This window comes from Ornithinibacter sp., assembly GCF_035443565.1.
Lineage (GTDB): Bacteria > Actinomycetota > Actinomycetes > Actinomycetales > Dermatophilaceae > Fodinibacter.
Window position 1 is genome coordinate 1 of the sequence record NZ_DAORSO010000211.1, and the last position, 3,080, is coordinate 3,080.

Annotated in this window: 3 protein-coding genes; 2 read left to right on the forward strand and 1 reads right to left on the reverse strand. The window is 75.7% G+C overall.

What is annotated here, in order from left to right:
- A partial coding sequence (gene hemW / locus PLL68_RS13475) for a radical SAM family heme chaperone HemW (protein ID WP_324534921.1) occupies positions 1-939 on the reverse strand: 939 nt, incomplete at its 3' end.
- Between the two features lie 55 nt (positions 940-994).
- On the opposite strand from hemW, the gene PLL68_RS13480 reads away from it, so the two are divergent.
- Entirely contained in the window at positions 995-2,209 is a 1,215-nt protein-coding gene (locus PLL68_RS13480; protein WP_324534923.1) for a lycopene cyclase family protein, read from the forward strand.
- Positions 2,210-2,218: 9 nt separating this feature from the next.
- Complete coding sequence (locus PLL68_RS13485) at positions 2,219-3,001, forward strand: tyrosine-protein phosphatase (protein WP_324534925.1); 783 nt, start codon at positions 2,219-2,221, stop codon at positions 2,999-3,001.
- Positions 3,002-3,080: the final 79 nt, after the last annotated feature.

Below are 3,080 nucleotides of genomic sequence, written 5' to 3' on the forward strand. Positions count from 1 at the left end.
CGGGTGCTTGACGTTCCACCAGCGCACCCCGCCGACGTGGCTGTGCGCGCCCGGCCCGACACCCCACCAGGCGTCACCGCGCCAGTACCCCTCGTTGTGCCGGCAGCGCCCCGCCGGCGTGCGCGACCAGTTGCTGACCTCGTACCAGTCGTAGCCCGCCGCGGCGAGGACGTCGTCGGCGAGCTCGTACTTGTCGGCCTCGTCGTCACCGTCGGGCATCGCCACCACTCCCCGACGCACCTGCGCCGCGAGCTTCGTGCCGTCCTCGACGATCAGCGCGTAGGCCGAGACGTGGTCGGGCTCCAGCGCCACGGCGGCGTCGAGGCTGGCGCGCCAGTCGGCGAGGCTCTCGCCCGGGGTGCCGTAGATGAGGTCGACGCTCGTCGCCAGCCCGGCATCCTTCGCCGCAGCGACCGCGGTCGCGACGCGGGCGGGGTCGTGGGTGCGCTCGAGGGTGCGCAACACGTGCGGCACCACCGACTGCATGCCGATCGAGACCCGGGTGAACCCACCCGCGGCGAGCTCGGCGAGGTCGGCGGCGGTCACCGAGTCAGGGTTGGCCTCGGTGGTCACCTCGGCGTTCGGGGACAGGCCGAAACGCGTCCGGATGCCGTCGACGCACCGCACGAGGTCAGCGGCGGGAAGCAGGGTGGGCGTGCCTCCCCCGACGAAGACCGTGTCGACCGGCCGAGCCTGGTCGCCGAGCACCCGAGCGGCGAGGTCGAGCTCGGCCAGGGCCTGGTCGGCGAAGGTCGCCATCGACGCCCCCGGCCCGAGCTCACCGAGGGTGTAGGTGTTGAAGTCGCAGTAGCCGCACCGCACCGAGCAGTACGGCACGTGCAGGTAGACGCCGAACCGGCCGTCCCCGAGCGTGGCCAGGGCCGGCTCGGGCAGGTCACCGGACTCGGGCGCGGGGTCACCGTCGGGCAGTCGGGGCACGTCCTTATCCTCGCCCACGCACCGCAGCCGTGGTGGCGCCGGTTAGGGTCGGCGCGTGAGCACGGACGTCCTCGTCGTCGGCGGCGGCCCCGCGGGCCGGGCGCTCGCCGGAGCGTGCGCGCGAGCCGGCCTGAGCACCGCGCTCGCCGACCCGCAGCTCGACCGCCCCTTCACGGCGACGTACGGGTGCTGGGCGGACGAGCTGCCCGCCGGCATCCCCGAGTCGACGATCGCCGCCCGGGCGCGGGGTCGCGCCATCGCGGTCGGCACCCACGACCTCGGCTGGGAGTACGCCGTGTTCGACGTCGAGGCCCTGCGGGCCCACCTGGACGCGCAGCTGGCCGGGGTCGAGGTGCACGCCGGCCGGGTCAGCGGGCCGGCCGGCCCCGGACGGGTCGCGCTCGAGGGCGGGGGCACGCTCACGGCATCCGTCGTCGTCGACGCGGCGGGGCGGTGGCAGCCCCTGAACGGCACGGCCCGGCGGCGGCCCGGTGCCGGCGCGCCGGTCGCGGCCGAGCAGACCGCCTTCGGCGTCGTCGTGCCCGAGGAGGCGGCCGCGGCGCTGGTGCCCCCCGGGGAGGCGCTGTTCATGGACTGGCGCGCGGACCACGGCGAGCCGGGCTGGCCCACGTTCCTCTACGGCATCCCCGTCGGCCGTGGTGAGGTGCTGCTCGAGGAGACCTCGCTGGCCCGCCGTCCGGGGCTCCCCGTCCCCGTGCTGCGGCGCCGGCTGCTGGCCCGGCTCGCGCACCACCGCATCGCGGTGCCGGACGGGGCCCGCACCGAGACCGTGCGCTTCCCCGTCGACCGGCCACGCCACGACGTCGACGGCGTGCTCGGCTTCGGCGCGGCGGCACCGCTCGTGCACCCCGCGACGGGCTTCAGCATCGCCGCCGCCCTCGGCCTCGCCGGGCCGGTCGCGGATGCCGTGGCGGCCCACCTCCCCGACGGCCCCGACGCCGCGCTCGCGGCCGCCCGCGCCGTCGTGTGGTCGCCGTCGGCCCGGGCGGTGCACCGGTTCCGGCGCATCGGGCTCGAGGCGCTGCTGCGGATGCCGCCCGCCGAGGTCCCCGGCTTCTTCGACGTCTTCTTCGCCCTCCCGTCGCACCAGCGCTGGGCCTACCTGACCGGCCGCGACGACCTCGGGGGCACCATGCGCACGATGGGCGGCCTGTTCGCCGCCGCCGACCTGCGGCTTCGCCGCCGGCTCGTGCTGCCGGCCCTGCGTCGACCCCTGCCCAGCAACGACGGCGTCGGTGCCCCGACCTAGGATGACCGGGTGACTGACCGGTGGATCGAGCTCGACGGGCTCGTCAACATGCGCGACCTCGGAGGGCTGCCCACGCGTGACGGCGGGCGGACGGCATCCGGGCGGTTGATCCGTTCCGACAACCTCCAGGACCTCACCGACGCCGACGTGGCCCGGCTCGTCGACGAACTCGGCGTCAGCGACATCATCGACCTGCGCACCGAGGTCGAGGTGCACCTCGAGGGCCCCGGGCCGCTGCGCCGGGTGGAGTCGCTGACCCATCACCACCACTCACTCATCGCCGCCCGCGGCGAGGAGGACCTCGACGCGTTGGCGGCCAAGGCCCTGGCCGTTCCGTGGAGCCCTGAGGGCACCCGCCGCGACGCGTCGTTCTGGGCCGAGCACTACCTGGGCTACCTCGCCGCCCGACCCGACTCGGTCGCGGCTGCACTGCGGGTGATCGGCGATGCGCCGGGCGCGGCCGTGGTGCACTGCGCCGCGGGCAAGGACCGCACCGGCACGGTCGTCGCGATGGCACTCGACGTGGCGGGGGTGCCGCACGACGAGATCGTGGCCGACTACGTGCTCACGGCCGAGCGGATCGAGGCCATCATCGGCCGCCTCATGTCACGCCCGGCGTACGGGCATGCCCTGTCGCAGCAGTCGATCGACGAGCAGTCCCCCAAGCCCGAGTCGATCGGGGCGATCCTGCGCGCCGTCGACGCCGGATGGGGCGGAGCGGCCGGGTGGCTGCGCGACCACGGGTGGACCGCCTCCGACGTCGAGGGACTGCGCCACCACCTCACCCGCTGAGGCTCCTGCCGCGGAGCCAGGTCCGGGCGACCCGCACCTTGGCGAGGGCGCCGGGGTCGGTCAGGGCGAAGGGGTCGCG